Raw genomic sequence first — 18,949 nt, forward strand, 5'->3', positions numbered from 1 at the left:
TGAATAACCAAATCTAGAAACAGATAGCCTCTCCCCTGTAAAAAACAGGGTGAGTACTATTTGTCACCGGAAAAACAGATGGGCTTACATCAAAGAAAGATTTTAAGACAGCCTTTTCCCATCAAAATTTAATTTCATCAATATTGCAAAAAAAATTTACCACCAATGTTCAACCTGAACACCAAAATTTGAACCATGATCAGCCCCTAAAAAGGCATTATCTAGGTTCAGATCCCTTAATGCTTGCTCATGCTTATTCCATTTTGCATAAGTATAATACAGGCGTACCTCTGGTCTATCGTAATAACCTGTACCTTTCAATGACCAAGTCGGTGCAAGGGTAAATTTACTTAAATTGCGTTGTTGATCCTGCTTAATTTGATCATAGCCAATTTCACCAGAAATTTTAAAATGATCACTGATGATATAAGCCGTCCGAACGCCAGCAGAAAACCATTTACTATCTAGTTGATCGGTGAAGTTATTTTTTTGATATAACACCTGTGCCTGACCATTCATGCGGTATTGTGGGCTTTCCCAATCGACAATGTCCATCACCCGCATTGCCGTATTACTACGACTTAAACTGGTATCTCCTGTATATCCAAGTCCCATACCAGCACCTTCGCCATACTGTACAATAAAATGATTTTTACCATTAAAGACATGCGATTGAATATTTTGTGCCGTCAAAGACCAACCATCTCTGGCATCATGATCATGCAAATACGATACGCCAAATTGCAGCTCATTATCAGAGGTCAGTTGGATGCCCTTCAGGGTTAGATTATGTCGATCAATATCTTTTTTCTGATCCTGATTATCACGTTTGGACCATGAATAACTTAGGTTATAGTCACCAATTTTATATTGATCGATGCCGATACCTGTACCACTTTCATTCCAGTAATAGAAGTCCGACATATGGCTATCATTACGATTATAATAACGTCGACCACCCCACAGGCTTGCACCATTCAAGGCTGCTATATCCTTCCATTCTAGATAAATCTGACTTAAACGCGTATATCCATACTCCCCATCAAATTTCAGGCTATGACCATATTGATTATAAAACTGTAGCATGCCATTGATGCTTAGTGTGGAACCATCATCAAACTGAGCAATCGATTGCTGACCTGACAGCTCTAAATATTGCTCACATTCATTACCCAGCCGATATTTTGATAACGCACCGGTCAAGGCAAAACATTGCTGACCCTTCCCCTCATCTGTCGACCCCACACCCGAACGGATATAACCATGAAAATCAAACGCAAATACGGGAAAAGAAAGACTACCTGCCAATACAGATAAAAATATTTTTTTCATCATTCAGATTTCCTTCAAGGAATTAATCTGTAATGTAGCATCTACATAAAACCCTGTTCAAATAAAAAAAGAACACCTAATCGTGTTCTTTAATCGCAGAATAAGGGAAGTATAACCACAGAACAGCAATAACATTATAAACAGGCTTATTCTGTGGCTCACTCACTCCAATAGATAGACAATAAGATTATGCACTGGTTAAACGAACTGTAAAAATAACCAATATAAACCACCGGATAAAATAATCGTAGTCGGTAAAGTTAAAATCCATGCTGATAAGATGGTTTTCACCGTTGACATCTGTAACCCAGATTTATTGGCCACCATGGTCCCCGCGACCGCACTATTTAATACATGCGTGGTGGATACCGGCATACCAAAACCATCTGCGGCAGCAATAGTACTCATTGCCACAAGCTCGGCAGACATCCCTTGTCCATACGTCATATGATGTTTACCAATGCGTTCACCCACTGTCACCACAATTCGTTTCCAGCCGACCATTGTTCCCATCCCCAGTGCCAATGCAACTGCCACTTTCACCCAGGTTGGAATGTATTGTAAAAAGCTATCTAGATGCTTCCGATAGGATTTTACTACTTCCTGATTTTCCATTGTCATTGCAGGCAGTTGCTCTGCTTTTTCCAGACGTTTAAATGCAGTAGTGCTTAAATACATATCGTTACGGAATGCGCTGACTTCTTTTTCAGGAATATTATTCAGATCCGGATATTTTGCCAAACGCTCGCCCAGATGATGGGTCAGACTTGCCAGCGCAGGAATCACTTGTTCATTGGTTTCTTTGGTTTGTATATACGATGTAATGATTGTTCGTGCCTGTTCATCACTGATATTTTCATGTCCAGGATAAATTGCCACAGCTGCCTGATTGGATAACTGTTCAAATGACTGCAAATGGGTTTGATCCAAATTCTTATTGAGTGAATAAGCCAATGGCACTAGACCAATAAGAATCAGCATGATTAATCCCATACCCTTTTGACCATCATTAGAACCATGGGCAAAACTCACACCGGTACAAGTAAAGATAAGAATTGCACGAATCACAGGTGGTGGTGGTGTATTACCAACTGGTGGCTTAAACAAATCCATTTGTTTTTTAAATATAATTTTCACCAAGAAAAATAATACTGCGGCAAAGGCAAAACCAATCAAGGGAGAAAACAGCAACGCCTTACCCACCTTGATGATCTGATCCACATCAACCCCACTCGTCCCACCTGTGCTGGAATGGATCAATTGATTCATCAATCCCACACCAACAATCGAACCAATGAGGGTATGCGAACTTGAAGCCGGAATACCAAAAAACCATGTTCCCAGATTCCAGATAATCGCTGCCAGCAATAAAGCAAACACCATTGCAAAGCCGGCACCACTGCTGACATTCATAATCAGCTCTACAGGCAATAATGCAATAATGCCGTATGCCACTGCACCACTGGCAACCATTACCCCAAGAAAATTACAAAAGCCGGCCCACATAACCGCCACAGGTGCTGATAATGCATTGGTATAAATGACTGTCGCCACCGCATTAGCAGTATCATGAAATCCGTTAACAAACTCAAAGGCCAAAGCAATAAAAAGTGCAACGCCTAATAAAATAACGGAATAAAGATGTAATGCTGGCACATGGGAAAGATCATTGGAAACCTGAACACCGATATAAATCAAAGTGCCCAGAATAATGGCAAGAAATACCGGAAGAAAAAACTTCGGTGGTTTTACATGAACATTGGTAGACTTTTGTTGAGTCGATTCTTGATTTGAAGGTGTCATTTGTGCAGTCATAAAAGTGCAACAATTGTAAAATTAAGCGTAGTGTTATCTTATTTTATGACATTTATATGACAAATAGCGTCAAAACTTCGCCAATTAAGCAAAAATAGCGCATCAAAAACAACTATACCATTGATATTAAAGAATTTTAAAATTATAAATTTTTTTAATAATTTATGATACTAGCGTTTTAATATTTCAGTTTGATGAAATATATTGAAACTGTTGCTGTTGTTTACCTGTGAACTGTTCGACATTTTCATCAGCTATATGAAATTTACGATATTCGATTAAATTCTTGATACGATCAATGTGATCTAAAGTGGACTTTTCACCAGCTTCAATGGTTTCCTTGCGTGATTTGGTCGAAAAAACATGCTGTTTTTCCCGCACATCGGGCTGTATTAAAATATCTGCCTGTTCAGCTTCATAATAGGCCAACCGATTCTGCATCACATTAATATTCTGATTAAATAATCCCCACATATTGCTGGTTTCGGTATATTCAGGTTTTGCCAGAATATTGACGGCAATAATAATATCTGCACCCAATCTTTTGGCGACATCAACCGGAACAGGACTGACCAATCCTCCGTCGACATATTCCTCATTACCAATTTTCGTTGGCACAAACATACTGGGAATACTGGTAGAAGCACGAACTGCCTTGCCAGTGTTACCTTCATGAAAAACGATTTCCTTGCCAGTCTTAAGCTCTGTCGCCACCACATAAAGCGGTATTTTCAGATTTTCCAAAGACTGCACATTCACCTGTTTATTAATATAGTCCTCAATTTTCTGTCCATCAAAAAAACCTTGCTTACTCAAGGTAAAATCGCGAACATCAGAAACTTTTAATGCCAGCGCAATGTCTTCAAGCTGTTTTGAAGTTTTACCACTGGCATATAATGCCCCGACAATACTGCCCGCACTGGTCCCAACAATAAAATCCGGGGTGATGCCATTTTCTTCCAGCACCTTAATCACACCAATATGAGCATAACCTCTTGCCCCGCCACTGCCCAACACCAGTGCAATTTTCGGTCGATGATTTTCAGCCGGTGCAACCTCAGATATCGTTGTACTGATATGAATATTTTGAGTTTGATTCAGCACAAGTGAATCATTAACGCGATGTGAAGCAGCCTGTACCGATGCGACAGCAAAAATACTCAAACTCGCCATCAATATACGGCGAACTAAAAACAATTTGCTTGGACTTGAATAATGTCGCATAACCACTCCTCATCATGATGAATGTATCTTAATGCAAACTATGTATCGAGTGCGCAGCATTATGTTTATGATCTTGTAGTCTACTTTATCTTGTCCTTTCTCATTATCCAGAGCATTAGATGATATTGGACTGCAACAATACTGGTTAATTCAACTTTCTCGCCAGATAGGTGAATTATCACAACTAGGCTTAAAACTTTTTGCTGATTTGCGTAATAAATACACGACTAAATAGATCTTTTTGCGCTAAGATATTGTTCGTTTTTCTAAAATACATTTTTAATCCCTACATAGAAGGAATGCTGCCGTGGACGTACGTCTATCAGATCGTGTCAATGCCATCAAACCATCCCCTACGCTTGCAGTGACCAATAAAGCTGCGGAATTAAAAGCAGCGGGTAAAAACGTCATTGGTTTAGGCGCAGGTGAACCTGATTTTGATACCCCTCAACATATTAAAGATGCAGCAATTAAAGCCATTAACGATGGCTTTACCAAATATACTGCGGTAGATGGTACGCCTGGTCTAAAAAAAGCCATCATTGCAAAATTCAAACGTGATAATAATCTTGATTACCAAGCCAACCAAATTCTGGTGTCTTGTGGTGGGAAACAATCTTTCTTTAATTTAGCATTGGCTTTATTAAACAAAGGCGATGAAGTGATTATTCCTGCACCTTACTGGGTAAGCTATCCGGATATGGTGATCATCGCTGAAGGTACACCTGTTATTGTAAAATGCGGTGAAGAACAACGCTTCAAAATCACCCCAGAACAACTGGAAGCGGCAATTACCCCAAATACCCGTTTACTGGTATTAAATAGCCCTTCCAACCCTACTGGTATGATCTATAGCAAAGCAGAACTTGAAGCGTTGGCAGAAGTATTACGTCGTCATCCGCAAGTTTTTGTTGCATCTGATGACATGTATGAACCAATCCGTTGGGAAGATGAGTTCTATAACATCGTAACAGTTGCACCAGACTTATATGACCGTACGTTCGTATTAAACGGTGTGTCCAAAGCCTATGCGATGACCGGATGGCGTATTGGTTATGCGGCTGGTCCTGCAAAAGTGATCGGTGCGATGAAAAAAATCCAGTCACAATCGACTTCTAACCCGACTTCAATTTCGCAAGTTGCTGCGGAAGCTGCTTTGAATGGTCCACAAGATGTATTACAACCAATGATTGAAGCGTTTAAACGTCGTCATGATCTGGTCGTAAAAGGCTTAAATGACATTAAAGGTATCACTTGTCTACCTGCTGATGGTGCATTCTATGCCTACGCCAATATCCGTCCACTGATTCGTGCTAAAGGTTTAAAATCTTGCACAGAATTTTCTGCATGGTTACTGGAAGAAACTGGTGTGGCTGTGGTACCAGGTGATGCATTTGGCCTTGGCGGTTATATGCGTATTTCCTACGCGACTGCGGATGAAGTTCTAGTGGATGCGCTTGCGCGTATCAAAAAAGCTGCCGAATCCATTGAAGGTGTAGACGAAGCAATTGCTTCAATCGAAGCAGAGAAAAAAGCGTAACCTGTCATAGTACCCTACGCTTTTTATCAAGCCCATGATACATAACACTGTGTCATGGGTTTTTTAATCATTTCTTGTTTTGATTTATATGTACTTTTTCCAACTTTGAATCTGGCTTACAAAGCAACAAACTATTTTTATCTAATCACAACATGTCTGGCACTATAAATGCTTATTATAAATTGAACAATAAACATGCAATGGAGTTTGACATGAATATTCAGCAAAACCTACACTGTTTAGGCAACTTAAAACAAATCAAGTTGTTACATGAAGCTGGCATCGACCATGCGGTGATTGCCCATTTCTTTCAATCAGAAAATATTCCATTACAAACCCATCATATCAAAAGCATTCTCGAATCGATTGATGTGCTGAATAAGCAGCAAATTTCTGGAACTAAACTCACTGCATTAATGAATGCAAAAGCCGATTTGGCAGAATCGGAACAAATCCCTTGTCCAGTTTAAACAGAACCTCGACCTTCACCTCCTTACTTTACGTTCCCCAAGTGGCATTAAAGCCACTTTTTAATGTTCATTAAACAAACACTTAGTTTCAAAATCACATATTTATCCTGCGAAATGCTTGACCCTTATCAAAATCTCTCTATAATCGCTCTCACATTCTCCCATAGCTCAGTCGGTAGAGCGACGGACTGTTAATCCGCAGGTCCCTGGTTCGAGCCCAGGTGGGAGAGCCAAAATTCTAAAAGCCCGCTTTTCATTAGCGGGCTTTTTTATGTGCCTTTATTCCTTGCGCATCATCGAATAAACATGCCAAGTTGATCAATCCAAAGTCGAAGACTTATCTTTAGAATTTACCGCGATTACTCGACTGCGTATATATTTCAGTTTTACCCTTCTACGCGAATATCAAGCTTCACTCTCACAGTGAAGCCTATCATCATTGATGCCGCCAATAAAACTTTATCCCAAACCTTATTCTAGCAAACTGATACGTCAATGAAGTATCAAGAGCGATGATAAAAAATACAATTAATTCTTTTTTAAGAGATTTGACTTGACCCTCAATAAAATTTCTCTATAATTCTTCACACATTCTCCCATAGCTCAGTCGGTAGAGCGACGGACTGTTAATCCGCAGGTCCCTGGTTCGAGCCCAGGTGGGAGAGCCAAAATTCTAAAAGCTCACTGTTTAACAGTGGGCTTTTTTTATGCTTCATTCTTTTTTTATAAAAACAAAGATAATCTATGCGTTCTATGTACACTGGTCTTACCGATCTAAAAGGTAGTATTTCAAAAGTTATAGATTGAATTGTCTAATGTTTATTTTTAATACATTCAAACTTTTTTCATTCTATTTTCATCATAATATGCTTGACCTTCTCCTGATTCGACCCTAAAATTCCCCACACATTCTCCCATAGCTCAGTCGGTAGAGCGACGGACTGTTAATCCGCAGGTCCCTGGTTCGAGCCCAGGTGGGAGAGCCAAAATTCTAAAAAAGCTCACTGTTTATCAGTGGGCTTTTTTTATTAAGAAGTGATTTTATTTTGCGCATCATGTGGTTTCTACTCCCCTGCCTACTTTTTCTAGGCATTATTCTTTTCTACAAACTAAAATATAAACAGCAATACTTTTCTCGAAGATTAATGACACCCTTTGAACAAAAAATGTTTACCCAGCTTAAACGAGCTTTTCCGGAAAATGATGTGTTATGTCAGGTGGCATTTAGTGCGTTAATCACCAATGATCATTATAAGATTCGTAGTCGCTTTAATCGTAAAGTCACCGATTTTGTATTAATCAACTCAGAGTGTGATGTCATCGCAATTATTGAACTTGATGATCCCTCTCATTTAAATAAAGTCGCAGAAGATCAGTTTCGGGATAAAATGCTCAATGAAGCTGGTTATACAGTCTATAGATTTTGTAGCATCCCATCGGTTCAGGAATTACGCAAATCAATACCGAATAAGAAAAGTTATAAATGGGTGAGTTAAAATCAAGCCATAAAAAAACCAGAAATCTCTCGATTTCTGGCCAGTTATGTCACTGTATCCCCATATCACTATGAATTTGGCAAGATGTCCTGAATAAACGCTACAATCTCGTCATTACGCTGCACAATGGCCTGAGTATGGCCTGCACCTTCCACCAATTCAAATTTCACCTGTGGAGAAGTCCCTAAAGCATTTAAATTGTTCACCAAAGCTTGAGTTACCTGATATGGGACAGCCATATCCAGTTTACCCTGTACCACAAATACAGGCTTATTCAGTTTTTGGGTTCCGGGTTGCGAATCCTGTAAAAATTTTGCGACTGTGGTATTGCTAAGAAAATCTGCTTTTAATGCAGGGTAATCCGTCACGTTTTGTTCCGGATTCTCAATCAGATAAGCCAGAATATCCTGCTGATATTTTGTCATCATATCGCCCAGACACAAGCCATTATCACCTGTTGTCCCTTCTGCATTAGCGGCAATCAATCCTGAACGGTTTTCAAATAAGGTCTGATAATCAAAAGTTGGGGTATAGGCCTTGATCCCTACTGTGGTATAAGCCGCATAAGCTAACAGTTCGGAATAGACTGCAATTGCTACTTCTCGTTTTCCATTTGTCTCCAAATCTGCAATTGCTTGTGGTACAACCTGACTGATAATATAACCCAGACTAGAAGCTGGCGCAGTGGCTACTGCACCACGATAATCAACATCATCATTAGCAAATTGTGCAATGCCAAGTGACGCATGGCCTCCTTGTGACTGACCAATAGACATCCACGTACCTTTTAATTGGGAACCATATTTCTCTTTGACTGCTTTAACTGCATAAATGGCCGATTGTGCTTCACTTTCAAGATTAAGATATGGATGAATACCTGCTTCACCCAATCCTTCGTAATCCGGTGCTACAATCACATAACCCAGTTTTAACAAACTATTGGCCAGTATTGAAAAATTATCTCCAATTGGATTTTTGCTTGGTGCACAAGCATCTCCCACACCAGTCGTCCCATGTGCCCAGACCACCACTCGCCAGCCATCTTTGGGACGCTCTGTTTTGGGAAACATTATCATGGCTGTGGCTTTTTCGGTTTTCCCCGTCACATATGGCATGCGATAGGTCATGACATCGACTTTGCTTGCTTCTGTCGGGATTGTCCCTGCACTATAGGCAACTTCGGAAGAATAATATTGATAACCCGAATATTGGTCATCATCATCGGAATTACAACCGGCCAATCCTATGACAGTAGATAATAACGTCGCAACAGCAAAAACTTTTATTCCATTAAAATGCTTATTTAACATCGCTGTACTCCTTACATCACGATTTATTCCATGTTAAGCATCTTTATTAAGCCATAAAAAAAGTGCTTTGTAATGAGCACTTTGTAATTAATATCAAGGAGGTAAGTCGAGATCCACTATCCCATTGACCAATATGCACTGGCAATACCAAGCCAGATCACCAATCCCACCCAACGATTATGCCGAAATGCCCAGAAACAAATCTGTGGATCACGATGTCGGGTTTGCCAGGCCTGATAGATAAAATCCAGTGCAACCACACCTAAGGCGATCAATACATAGGGAAATAAGCCTTCGCGCCATCCTGCATAGCTAATCAGGAGCAAGCTAGAAATTTGTAATGCAGCAATAATATGTAGATCATAACGACCAAATAAAATTGCGGTAGATTTCACGCCAATTTTTAAATCATCTGCCCGATCCGCAATCGCATATTGTGTATCATAAGCGACTGTCCACGCCAGATTGCCAAAATACAGTAGCCAACAGCTTAAATCGGGAGTTTGCCCAACGGCAGCATATGCCATGGGAATTGACCATGAAAATGCAGCACCCAAAAACACTTGTGGCAAATGAGTATATCGCTTCATAAAAGGATATATAAAAGCCAATGCCAATGCACCAAATGACCAATAAAAAGCTTCAATGGGCAAAAAGAACAGCAGACAGGCACTGGCACCCACCAACACCAGAAAAACCCAAATGGCTTCAATCGGTTGAATAATCCCTGCCGCAAGTGGTCTCTGTTTGGTGCGTGCCACATGACCATCAACTTTACGATCAGCAAAATCATTGATGGCACAACCTGCTGCACGCATAAAAATTACGCCTAAAATCATCAGCACTAAAACCTTAAGATCAGGCATACCCTTTGCGGCAATCCATAATGCCCACATGGTCGGCCAAAAAACCAATTCGGTTCCGATCGGTTTATCAAAACGACAAAGATAATAATAAGCCTGTAAACGCTCACGCCAGGTGGTTGCGACTTGAGTGGTCATAGAGTTGTCCGAATGAGTTTAATCAACTGCTTTTAAAACTATTTTCAATAAAGGCGACAAACTGTGCCAGAAAGGTTTCTTGTACTATAAATTTACAGCCATGCCAAGTATAACAGCTCTGTCGGGTCCAGCCTTCGTCAAGATAAATCACTCTACGCTGACATTTCGGTGTAGTGCGCTGAAATAGAAAATGTCCGATCGGCTGTCGTCCAATATGCTTAAAAATTCTCGCCTTTGCCTGCAAACTCAATATGGGAAAAATACTTTTGGCTTTGACCCATGGCTGTGCCTGTGAACCATATAAATAAGTTTCCCGCACCCAAGCAAGATGCTGATGCGGCATACCCAACCAGCGGGCATCAACCATACTTAATTTTTGATAATGCTCGACAATGGGCTCAACATGAAATTGCCCTTTTGCTAGATGAGTCAATTGCTGGGTAAGAGAGCCTTCCGCCAATAACCATTGTCTTAATCCAGTTGGCAGGTTTTGATGAGGATCATTGCTGGTCTGGAAATGGTGCATATCTTCTTACCGGAAAAAACATGCTTTAGTTTAACCGAAAAATCACATCTTCGAATTATTTTTCAAGTGATGTATTCCCTTTACTTTTCCATCTTAAACAACATTTAAAATCTATTAATCTTTAAAATGGATAAAGATAAATAATTAATCAAATCATCAAGAAATTTTAGACATTAAAAAAGCCCGCACGAATGCGGGCTTCCTTTACACGTTGGCTTCCATTTACACACTATAATACATATCAAATTCAACTGGATGAGTTGTCGTATTCAGACGACGTACATCTTCAGTTTTTAATTCGATGTAAGCATCTAACATTTCTTTAGTGAATACGCCACCTTTTAACAGGAACTCGTGATCCGCTTCCAAAGCTTCCAAAGCCATTTCTAGGCTATGTGCCACAGTTGGGATTTTCGCTTCTTCTTCAGGAGGCAAGTCATATAAGTTCTTGTCTGCTGCTTCACCTGGGTGGATTTTGCTTTGAATACCATCAAGACCAGCCATCAACAAGGCAGCAAATGCCAAGTATGGGTTACATGCTGGATCAGGGAAACGTGCTTCGATACGTTTGCCTTTCGGGCTAGATACGTATGGAATACGGATAGAAGCAGAACGGTTACGTGCTGAGTAAGCCAGCATGATTGGTGCTTCAAAGTGAGGAACCAAACGTTTGTATGAGTTAGTTGACGGGTTAGTAATCGCATTCAACGCACGCGCATGCTTGATCACACCACCAATGAAGTAAAGTGCAAGTTCAGAAAGACCCGCATATTCATCACCAGCAAACAGGTTTTTGCCATCTTTAGCGATTGACATATGTACATGCATACCAGAACCGTTATCACCAACCAATGGTTTTGGCATGAAAGTCGCAGTTTTTGCAAATTGGTGTGCAACATTGTGAACAACATATTTAAATTGTTGTACTTCATCGGCCTTACGAACCATAGTGTTAAAGCTTACACCGATTTCCATCTGACAAGATGCAACTTCGTGGTGATGTACTTCTACACGGCCTTCACCCATGATCTCTTCGATTTTGCTACACATTTCTGCACGCATATCTTGACCAGAATCAACTGGTGGAACTGGGAAATAACCGCCTTTAACACGTGGACGGTGACCAGAGTTACCTGCATCATATTCTTTGCCAGTTGACCATGCAGCTTCTTCTGCATTGATTGTCAAACGCGCACCAGACATGTCAATGTCCCATTTCACATCATCAAATACAAAGAATTCTGGTTCTGGACCAAAGAATGCAGTATCACCAATGCCTGTAGATTTTAAATATTCTTCTGCGCGACGAGCAATAGAACGTGGATCACGTTCATAACCCTGACCAGTTGAAGGTTCGATTACATCACAAGTCACAACAACTGTTGGCTCAGCAAAGAACGGATCGATAAAGCCAGTTTCTGCATCTGGACGCAGAATCATGTCAGAAGCTTCAATACCTTTCCAGCCTGCAATAGATGAACCATCGAACATTTTACCATCTTCAAAGGTATCTTCGTCGATGGTATCGGCAGGATATGTCACATGCTGCTCTTTACCTTTGGTATCCGTAAAACGGAAATCTACCCACTTTGCTCCACTTTCTTGGATTAATTTAAGAACCTTATTTGACATGTGCAATATGCTCCAGTGTAATTTATATGCACTTAGTGAGTGCGCTTTTCAGTTGCTAGTAATATAGCAAAACCCATACCAACTTTTGATTCCTTATCTAAAACATTGAAATCCTTATAAGAAATTATATTTTAGATAGACTGAATGATTGCTATTATACTGCCCACACAATAAAATGCACCATATATAAACACAAGGATAATAAATTAAAATTCATCGCATATTTATGCACTTTTTTGTTGCAAATTAACTTTTTTTACCAATATTTGCACCAAAATATTACAGTAAATAAAAAATTATCTAAACTTATCCTTTAATTCAAACACAGATAAAATTATTGCTTAAGTCATGCATATTTTTTGTTATGATTACAAGCTGTTGACGCCTCTCAATTTGTATTGAGGTCAACTCAATTCTCTTTCGTTTAAAGTTTTTAGATGCATCTATCTAATGCCACTTTAATAGTTTTTCATAAAAACAGGTTCAATATCATGCTTTTGATGATCGACAATTATGACTCTTTTACCTATAACATCGTGCAATATTTTGGCGAGTTGGATCAAGATGTAAAAGTTGTTCGCAATGATCAAGTCACATTAGATGATATTGAACGATGGCAACCGCAATACCTAGTGATTGGACCAGGTCCTTGTTCACCCAGTGAAGCCGGCATTTCGATTCCTGCAATTAAGCATTTTGCCGGTAAAATTCCATTATTGGGCGTGTGTCTGGGACACCAATCTATTGGTCAGGCTTTTGGTGGCAATATTGTCCGTGCCAAAACCGTGATGCACGGCCGTCTGTCCGATATGTATCATTTGGATAAAGGGATTTTTAGCGACTTGCCCGATCCATTTTCGGCGACACGTTATCATTCGCTGGTGATTGATCAGGCGACCCTGCCCGATTGTCTGGAAGTCACCTGCTGGACACAGGAAAAAGATGGTTCAATGGAAGAAATCATGGGTGTAAAACATAAGACATTACCTGTCGAAGGTGTGCAGTTCCATCCCGAATCGATTCTAAGCCAACATGGCCATCAGATTTTTAAGAATTTTTTAGAGATTTATGCATAAATGAACATTCAACAAGCACTTCATAACATTACCAAGAATATCCATTTGACCCAGCCACAAATGGAAGATGTCATGCGTACCATCATGAATGGTGAAGCCAGCGATGCACAAATTGGTGCATTAATGATGGGCCTGCGTATGAAAGGCGAAAGTATTGACGAAATTACCGCAGCGGCACGTGTGATGCGGGAATTTGCCATTAAAATTGATGTCAGTGAAATTCCACATTTAATTGATATCGTTGGTACAGGTGGCGATGGGCAAAACTTATTTAACGTTTCCACTGCTTCGAGTTTTGTAATTGCTGCCGCAGGCGCCACCATTGCCAAACATGGTAATCGTGGTGTATCCAGTAAATCTGGATCTTCGGATTTACTGGAACAGGCTGGCATACGTCTGGATCTGGATATGCAACAAACCGAACGCTGTATTCGTGAGATGGGCGTTGGTTTCCTGTTTGCACCTAATCATCATAAAGCCATGAAATATGCGGTTGCACCTCGTCGTGAACTCGGTATTCGTAGTTTCTTTAATTTACTCGGACCTTTGACCAATCCGGCTGGTGTCAAACGCTATGTTATCGGTGTTTTTTCTGATGAATTATGTCGTCCAATGGCAGAAGTGCTGCAACAATTAGGGGCAGAACATGTCATGGTCGTACACTCCAAAGATGGACTGGACGAAATCAGTCTAGCTGCCCCAACCAGTGTAGCCGAGCTAAAAAATGGCGAAATCACTGAATGGAACATCGTGCCCGAAGATGTAGGCATTACTTCGCAAACACTGACCGGATTATCAGTTGAAGATGCCACAGCCAGTCTAAAACTGATCAAGGATGCACTAGGTCGGAAAAAATCCGAACTCGGTGATAAAGCTGCCAATATGATCGCACTAAATGCAGGTGCTGGCATTTATGTGTCAGGTCTGGCCAACAGCTATAAACAAGGCGTGGCATTGGCACATGACATTATTTATGGTGGACAAGCACTGGAAAAAATGAGCGTGGTGGGTGAGTTTACCCGTACCTTAAAAGAACTGGAACAATCGAACTAAACAGGAATTGATAATGCACATTGATATTCAAAATACCATTTTAGGTAAGATTGTTGAGCGTAAATTTGTAGAAATCTCGGCAAAACAAAAACAGTTTAGCCTAAGCAATTTGGAAGAACTGGCAAAACAGGCAACGCCTACCCGTGGTTTTGCCAAAGCTTTACAGCATAAATCTCCTGCGATTATTGCCGAAATCAAAAAAGCCTCCCCGTCCAAAGGTATTATTCGGGAAAACTTTAATCCTGCTGAAATTGCCAAAGAATATGAGCAAGCAGGTGCAGCCTGTTTATCAGTGTTGACTGATGTCGATTTTTTTCAGGGCCATCATGATAATCTGCGTATCGCACGGGAAGCCTGTGCCTTACCAGCGTTACGTAAAGACTTTATGGTCGATCCCTACCACATTGTTGAAAGTCGTGCACTGCACGCCGATTGCATTTTATTGATTGTGGCTTGCCTTTCCGATGCACAATTAAAGGAACTGGCCAGTGTGGCTTTTGCATACGGCATGGACGTACTGGTTGAAGTCCATAATGAACAGGAAATGGAGCGTGCACTACAATTACCTCAACAATGCTTGTTAGGGGTAAATAATCGTAATTTAAAAACCTTTGAAGTCGATTTAAATACCACAGTACGCTTAAAAGATATGGCAGGTTCAGCGCGTCAGATCATTACCGAAAGTGGTATTAGCACCCCTGAACAGGTGCAGTTTATGCAGGATCACGGTATTGACCGTTTTCTGGTGGGTGAAGGTTTTATGAAACAACCCCATGCAGGGCAAGCATTGAATCGGTTATTTGGTGTACCGAAGGTCATTTAAATTGACTTAAATAAACAATAGCAAGTTGAACATTTGCTATTGTTTTCCATCTCAGTTAAATATAATTTCTTGACTAATTAGCAATAATTCTTAAATTTTTTGATTGACTTAAGCTCTTATTTTTAAAACGATTATATAACTCCAAACAAACATGTTGGTGTGAAGCACTGCAACAAGTATAAATAAAAATACAATAGTTTAAGAATGTACCTGTATTTACTAGATTTCCACCAACTGCACATTTCGTACTATACTAGACTTAAATAAACCTGTTTTATATTTCCCACATTATGAGCAAAGATACTTCCCTCTCCAAAGCACAGCTTGATTTGTTAAAGCAGTTTAAAAAGCAAGTTGGTGCTGATCAAGCCGCCACTCAAACACAAAAAACTAGCAAGCAACCTGAGAAACTTAGTTCCGCAAAACAAGCTCAAGCTGAACAGCAAGATGATCACCAACTTTTTGCCAATGCTATGCAGGGCGTAAAAAAAATAGATTCCAATGATCTTGCTCCCATTACAAGCATAGCAAAGACAAAAAAAATTGATGCACAAACACTGGCAAAGCGTATTGCTGCCGAAGGCACCACTGAAACTGATGATACTGTGTTATCAGATACACAGGCTTTATTAAATCCGGTTGCCAGTCAGGCATTTTTAAGCTATCGCATTGCCACCTTGCAAAATCGTGTCTTTGAAGATTTAAAAGCCGGTAAATTACGCTGGTTTGAAGCAGTGGATTTACATGGCTGTACTATGGAACAGGCGCGGACTGCGGTTTTACAACTGATCCAACTGGCTAAAGACGATAATCAAAATGTGATTAAGATTGTTCATGGTAAAGGTCCAGAAGGAATTTTAAAAACCTGCGTCAATGGCTGGTTGCGTCAGCATCGTGATGTATTGGCATTTGTTAGTGCACCAGAGAATCAAGGTGGCACTGGTGCTGTTCTGGTTTTATTAAAGCGTGCCGAGAAAAATCCGAAATATCAGGAAGGAAAATAAGCACTAAAAGACGGCAAATGCTGTATTTTCTGCTACAATGCGCAACTTGTTATTAGTAGCCAAGTACAATTTTACAATGAGTATGCAGCAATCTTATTCAGATATTTTAACCGCCATTGGTGAAGACCTTGATCGCCCTGGTTTAAAGGACACGCCAATTCGTGCTGCAAAAGCATTTGCTTTCCTTACCTCCGGCTACCAGAAAGATTTAAAAGAAGTCACCAATGATGCCGTATTTCCCTCAGAAAATCGGGAAATGGTTTTGGTGAAAAATATCGAATTTTACTCTTTGTGTGAACATCATCTACTGCCATTTTATGGACGGGTACATATTGGCTATTTACCGGAAGGACGAGTTTTAGGCTTATCCAAATTTGCCCGTATTACAGAAATGTTTGCGCGTCGTTTACAAATTCAGGAAAATTTAACCCAGCAAATTGCCGAGGCAATTGTAGAAGTGACCGGTGCACGTGGTGTAGCCGTAGTGATTGATTCTGCTCATATGTGTATGATGATGCGTGGTGTAGGAAAACAACAATCAACTACGCGTACCGTATGTTTCTTAGGTGAATTGAAAAGCAACGAACAGGCGCGCCGTGAATTTTTAAATGCTGTCCCTGAAAGCTACTAAACCCTATTTCTGATCTAAAAATGCCAAGTCCGTCGACTTGGCATTTTTTTAATGAAAATTTTCACTTATTATGAATACTTAATAATCCAGAAAAGTGACTTCACCCGTTTCCAGTGAATATTCTGCACCAACCACGACTAATTTACCCTGCTCAATTAATTTTTCCAACACTGCCGAACCATGTCGTAACTGATTCACCGATGCAAATACATTGGCCCGTACCGCATGTTTAGACAACTTCTCAATATCATTTTTGAGTTCGGTATGAAATAAGATTTCGACCGATGGACGAACCCGATTCACAATCGACATTAAGTTCTGTGAAGGCAATTTATCTGGATTCTGTAAAGTTTCAATGGTCGCCTGAACTGCGCCACAATGGCTATGTCCCAATACAACCACAACAGGACATTGATAACGTTCTGCGGCAAACTCTACACTTCCCACCTGTGATGGCGCGACAATATTGCCCGCTACACGGATCACAAACAAATCACCCAATCCCTGATCAAATACCATTTCTGCTGGTACCCGGGAATCTGAACACCCCAGAATAATGGCAAAAGGATTCTGGTCTTCTGCTAATTCTGCCCGTTCCTGATGAGAAAGATGCTTATAACCGACTTTACCTTGAATAAAGTTTTGATTGCCTGCTTTAAGACGTTGTAAGGCTTCTTGAGCACTTAACATGAAAATTCCCGTAACTTGCAAAGGTTTGATCATTTTAAGAGTGTTACTGGTAATTGTCATTAGACAAAAACTACCTTTTCAACAAAATATGTTTAGTGCTTATCCAGATTTATTCTTTTGATAGAAACATTACATATCCTTTTTTCTCCTTTTTATATCTTTTCTAAAATTAAAAATATTAAAGCGATATATACAGCCCCATATAACCTTTTTATATTTTGCTGTTAAATGAAGAAGTTGTAATTTATGATTGATACACTTATTGATTCCGAATCTACCGCTTTTAATTCAGGTTTATTTTTATGCATAGCAAAGCTCAAGCACTACTCGAAGCGCATCTCGCCTTTATTAAAAATCAATTACAGCAAGGTGAGATCGTAACTCAGGAAGTATTGGGCTTTTTTGACTGGTTTAAAACCCAGAAAATCACTGACCTCTGGTGTTCACAGCACATCACTGCCCTACTGCAACAACAAATTTTATTAACACCTGCCACCGATCATCTTATTCAGCAAATCCAGCAGCATATTACACTTGCCCTGCAACATCCGCATAATGAACATACAACCATTGAAGAAGTCTTACCTGTAGAAACCATTGACCAGATTGCGCAATATATTGCTTCCAAATCCGAACATCGTCAAAAATTAGTCAAACAACTGGTTCATAATCCTGTTTATATTGAGCTGATCAGTAATCTAGTACAGCAGAGCCTGCAAGACTATGTAGATCAATCCGTGGTGGCTAAAAAAATCCCAGGTGTCGGCTCTTTTATGAAAATGGGAAAATCTGTCATTGAACGCGCAACTGACCGCACCTTCGATGATGCACTGCGACTTTATTTACATAAAAATTTCAACAAATTAAGCCAGTTAAGTGAAAAACTCATTAACCAGCACCTTGATGATGACAAACTCTACCAGCTACAAGCAAAACTTTGGCACAAAATTAAAAAAGCCCCTTTATCTACGTTGCAACACTATATTGTGATTGAAGATCTTCCCCAAACCGTGGCAATGGGCGAACAAGTCTGGAATCATATTCGTCAGACAGATTATCTTCAGGCACAAATCGCCTCAGGAGTAAATGCTTGGGTAGAACATCATGCACAAGATACTTTTGCACAGGCCTTACAAGATATTAATATCGATGAAAACTTATTAAGAACAGAACTTTATCAACTCATTATGCCCATTTTAAATCAAGTCATTGATCAGGGTTATTTATTGGATCGAGCCAGATTTTATTTGGAACAGTTTTATGGATCTGATGAGGTGAATGTTATATTGGAGCAATAAAAAAGCGACCTGAATAATCAGATCACTT

The 18,949-nt window shown here is 40.0% G+C and carries 17 protein-coding genes and 3 tRNA genes; 12 read left to right on the plus strand and 8 right to left on the minus strand.

What is annotated here, in order from left to right; all coding sequences use genetic code 11:
* Positions 1-156: 156 nt before the first annotated feature.
* From CAP51_RS14425 to CAP51_RS14435, 3 genes are all read right to left on the minus strand, one after another.
* Complete coding sequence (locus CAP51_RS14425; RefSeq protein WP_425426821.1) at positions 157-1,335, minus strand: maltoporin; 1,179 nt, start codon at positions 1,333-1,335, stop codon at positions 157-159.
* A 195-nt stretch (positions 1,336-1,530) separates the two neighbouring features.
* The gene (locus tag CAP51_RS14430) at positions 1,531-3,147 is read right to left on the minus strand and encodes an inorganic phosphate transporter (protein WP_087621465.1); all 1,617 of its coding nucleotides are present in this window, start codon (positions 3,145-3,147) and stop codon (positions 1,531-1,533) included.
* A gap of 186 nt (positions 3,148-3,333) precedes the next feature.
* Positions 3,334-4,371, minus strand: a complete 1,038-nt coding sequence (locus CAP51_RS14435) for a patatin-like phospholipase family protein (protein WP_245809177.1) — start codon at positions 4,369-4,371, stop codon at positions 3,334-3,336.
* A gap of 307 nt (positions 4,372-4,678) precedes the next feature.
* On the opposite strand from CAP51_RS14435, the gene CAP51_RS14440 reads away from it, so the two are divergent.
* The 6 genes from CAP51_RS14440 (at position 4,679) to CAP51_RS14465 (ending at position 7,877) form a co-directional block, all read left to right on the plus strand.
* Positions 4,679-5,911 (plus strand): pyridoxal phosphate-dependent aminotransferase, encoded by a 1,233-nt coding sequence (locus CAP51_RS14440; RefSeq protein ID WP_087621466.1) that lies wholly within the window; start codon positions 4,679-4,681, stop codon positions 5,909-5,911.
* Positions 5,912-6,123: 212 nt separating this feature from the next.
* Complete coding sequence (locus tag CAP51_RS14445; RefSeq protein ID WP_087621467.1) at positions 6,124-6,381, plus strand: hypothetical protein; 258 nt, start codon at positions 6,124-6,126, stop codon at positions 6,379-6,381.
* Between the two features lie 157 nt (positions 6,382-6,538).
* Positions 6,539-6,614, plus strand: a tRNA-Asn gene (locus tag CAP51_RS14450).
* 359 nt (positions 6,615-6,973) lie between these two features.
* Positions 6,974-7,049: transfer RNA gene (locus tag CAP51_RS14455), tRNA-Asn, on the plus strand.
* Between the two features lie 242 nt (positions 7,050-7,291).
* Positions 7,292-7,367 (plus strand) — tRNA-Asn (locus tag CAP51_RS14460).
* 69 nt (positions 7,368-7,436) lie between these two features.
* Positions 7,437-7,877: a DUF2726 domain-containing protein gene (locus tag CAP51_RS14465; protein WP_087621468.1), complete on the plus strand. Its 441-nt coding sequence runs from the start codon at positions 7,437-7,439 to the stop codon at positions 7,875-7,877.
* Positions 7,878-7,945: 68 nt separating this feature from the next.
* Here CAP51_RS14465 and CAP51_RS14470 read toward each other — a convergent pair whose 3' ends face one another.
* From CAP51_RS14470 to glnA, 4 genes are all read right to left on the minus strand, one after another.
* Positions 7,946-9,187, minus strand: a complete 1,242-nt coding sequence (locus tag CAP51_RS14470) for an alpha/beta hydrolase family protein (RefSeq protein ID WP_245809178.1) — start codon at positions 9,185-9,187, stop codon at positions 7,946-7,948.
* Positions 9,188-9,303: 116 nt separating this feature from the next.
* A complete protein-coding gene (gene ubiA, locus CAP51_RS14475; protein ID WP_087621469.1) occupies positions 9,304-10,188 on the minus strand; it encodes a 4-hydroxybenzoate octaprenyltransferase in 885 nt (294 codons plus the stop codon).
* Between the two features lie 22 nt (positions 10,189-10,210).
* Positions 10,211-10,714 carry a chorismate--pyruvate lyase family protein gene (locus tag CAP51_RS14480; protein WP_087621470.1) on the minus strand — a complete coding sequence of 168 codons (504 nt, stop codon included), beginning with the start codon at positions 10,712-10,714 and terminating at the stop codon, positions 10,211-10,213.
* A 222-nt stretch (positions 10,715-10,936) separates the two neighbouring features.
* Complete coding sequence (gene glnA / locus CAP51_RS14485; protein ID WP_171294802.1) at positions 10,937-12,352, minus strand: type I glutamate--ammonia ligase; 1,416 nt, start codon at positions 12,350-12,352, stop codon at positions 10,937-10,939.
* Between the two features lie 485 nt (positions 12,353-12,837).
* Between glnA and CAP51_RS14490 the strand changes: the two genes are divergently transcribed.
* The 5 genes from CAP51_RS14490 to folE all read left to right on the plus strand — a co-directional run bounded on the left by CAP51_RS14490 (position 12,838) and on the right by folE (position 16,933).
* Positions 12,838-13,422, plus strand: a complete 585-nt coding sequence (locus CAP51_RS14490) for an anthranilate synthase component II (RefSeq protein ID WP_087621472.1) — start codon at positions 12,838-12,840, stop codon at positions 13,420-13,422.
* Positions 13,423-14,475 carry an anthranilate phosphoribosyltransferase gene (gene trpD, locus CAP51_RS14495; protein ID WP_087621473.1) on the plus strand — a complete coding sequence of 351 codons (1,053 nt, stop codon included), beginning with the start codon at positions 13,423-13,425 and terminating at the stop codon, positions 14,473-14,475.
* Positions 14,476-14,488: 13 nt separating this feature from the next.
* Complete coding sequence (trpC, locus tag CAP51_RS14500) at positions 14,489-15,298, plus strand: indole-3-glycerol phosphate synthase TrpC (protein ID WP_087621474.1); 810 nt, start codon at positions 14,489-14,491, stop codon at positions 15,296-15,298.
* A 290-nt stretch (positions 15,299-15,588) separates the two neighbouring features.
* Positions 15,589-16,302, plus strand: a complete 714-nt coding sequence (locus CAP51_RS14505) for a Smr/MutS family protein (protein ID WP_087621475.1) — start codon at positions 15,589-15,591, stop codon at positions 16,300-16,302.
* A gap of 82 nt (positions 16,303-16,384) precedes the next feature.
* Positions 16,385-16,933, plus strand: coding sequence for a GTP cyclohydrolase I FolE (folE, locus tag CAP51_RS14510; RefSeq protein WP_171294812.1), 549 nt, complete (start codon positions 16,385-16,387; stop codon positions 16,931-16,933).
* Positions 16,934-17,011: 78 nt separating this feature from the next.
* Here the strand turns inward: folE and CAP51_RS14515 are convergent, their stop codons facing one another.
* Positions 17,012-17,623 carry a carbonic anhydrase gene (locus tag CAP51_RS14515; RefSeq protein WP_087621477.1) on the minus strand — a complete coding sequence of 204 codons (612 nt, stop codon included), beginning with the start codon at positions 17,621-17,623 and terminating at the stop codon, positions 17,012-17,014.
* 296 nt (positions 17,624-17,919) lie between these two features.
* Between CAP51_RS14515 and CAP51_RS14520 the strand changes: the two genes are divergently transcribed.
* On the plus strand, positions 17,920-18,921 hold the full coding sequence (locus tag CAP51_RS14520) for a hypothetical protein (protein WP_425426825.1): 1,002 nt from the start codon (positions 17,920-17,922) through the stop codon (positions 18,919-18,921).
* Positions 18,922-18,949: the final 28 nt, after the last annotated feature.

The sequence above is a fragment of the Acinetobacter populi genome (assembly GCF_002174125.1).
GTDB classification, from domain to species: domain Bacteria; phylum Pseudomonadota; class Gammaproteobacteria; order Pseudomonadales; family Moraxellaceae; genus Acinetobacter; species Acinetobacter populi.